The 1,722-nt window shown below is 77.3% G+C and carries 1 protein-coding gene and 1 pseudogene; both read left to right on the plus strand.

The annotated features are described in order from the left end of the window. The coding region (locus FJ694_RS36375; protein WP_157272379.1) for an HD-GYP domain-containing protein at positions 1 to 1,149 on the plus strand (1,149 nt) is incomplete at its 5' end. Between the two features lie 46 nt (positions 1,150 to 1,195). Then, positions 1,196 to 1,722: pseudogene (locus tag FJ694_RS36380) on the plus strand (hypothetical protein); the annotation flags it as partial.

Consider the following 1,722-nt stretch of genomic DNA (forward strand, 5'->3'; position numbering starts at 1 on the left):
CTGGGCCTGGAGCGCGTGCGCTGGGACCCCGCGCGCCGCCACCGGCCCGAGCACGAGGCGGCCAGCGCGGCGGCCGCCGCCGCGGCGGCCCAGGCCGCGGCCGCGGCGCAGCGGGCGCCGAGCCCGGAGGAGGTGGCGCGGCAGCAGCGGCGCCAGGCGCTGGTGGCGCAGCGCGCGGCGCAGGCGCAGTGCGAGCGCTGCTATGCCGAGTCCATCCGCGGCTGGCGCGAGGCCAGTGAGCTGCTGCGCAGCGGCGACCCGGGCGCGGCGCGCGAGCGCACCGAGCGGCTCACCGGGGAGCTGCTGCGGCAGATGCTGTCGGACCCCGAGAGCTCGATCCGGCTGCTCACCGAGAGCGTGGGCGACCGCGGGTCGGCGCACGCGCTCAACGTCACCGTGCTGTCGCTGCTGCTTGGGCGGCTGATCGGCCTGGCCGAGGCCGAGCTGATGATGCTGGGACTGGGCGCGCTGCTGCACGACATCGGCAAGATCGACCTGCCCGATCGCGTGCGCTTCCTGGAGGAGCAGTTCACCGGCGCCGAGGTCAAGCTCTACCGCGAGCACGTGGCGCTGGGCGTGGCGCATGCGCGGCGCATGGGGCTGCCGCCCGCGGCGCTGCTCGTGATCGCGCAGCACCACGAGCTGGCCGACGGCAGCGGCTTCCCGCTGCGGCTGCCCCTCGACAAGGTGAGCCAGGGCGCGCGCATCGTGGCGCTGGTCAACCGCTACGACAACCTGTGCAACCCGGCGCTGGCCGCGTGCGCGCTCACGCCGCACGAGGCGCTGTCGCTGCTGTACGCGCAGGGGCAGGCCCGGCACGACCCGCGGCTGCTGGGCGCCTTCGTGCGCATGATGGGCGTGTACCCGCCGGGCTCGGTGGTGCAGCTCAGCGACGACCGCTACGCGCTGGTGGCCAGCGTCAACGCCGCGCGCCCGCTCAAGCCGCGCGTGCTGGTGCACGACGCGCGCGTGCCGCGCGACGAGGCGCTGGTGCTGGACCTGGAGCGCGAGCCCGCCTTGAGCATCCGGCGCAGCCTCAAGCCCGCGCAGCTGCCGCGCGAGGCGCAGCAGTACCTGGCGCCGGCGCAGCGCGTGGCCTACTTCTTCGACGCCGCCCCGGCGCCGCTGACGCAGGAGCGGTTCACGTGAGCGCCGCCACCTCCCGGCCGGCCCCGCCCCGCACCGGAGAGCCTGCGTGAGCGCGGGCCACCCGGACGTGTCGCCGGCGCTGTCCAAGGGGGGGCCGGCCACCGCCGCGGTGCTCATCGAGGACGCGCCGGCGGCCGTGGCGCTGGCCGGTGCCATCCCGGCGGCGGCTCCCTGGGCGCCGCCGCCACCCCCCGCCGCGCCGGCGCCCGGCCCGGGCGACGACGGCGCGGTGCTGGCCGCCTGGTCGCTGCTGATCGAGAACCTCAACGAGGCGGTGTGGCTGGTGCGCGCCGACACGCAGCGCGTGTGCGCCGTCAACGAGGCCGGCCTGGCGCTGCTGGCGCTGCCGCGCGCGCAGGTGCTCGGAGCCGCCGCCGACACGCTGCTGCCCACGCCCGAGGACTTCACTTTCTGGGCCGAGGCCGCCGCCGCGGGTGCCGCGGCACCCGGCGCCGAGCTGTGCTCGCAGACGCTGCTGCAGCGCGGCGACGGCGCCACGCTCCACGTCACGCGCCGCATCCGGCCGCTGCCGCCGCGCCTGTTCATGGTGGCGCTGCAGGACCACAGCGCGCA

It is taken from the genome of Azohydromonas aeria (assembly GCF_009760915.1).
Classification (GTDB): Bacteria; Pseudomonadota; Gammaproteobacteria; order Burkholderiales; family Burkholderiaceae_C; genus Azohydromonas; species Azohydromonas aeria.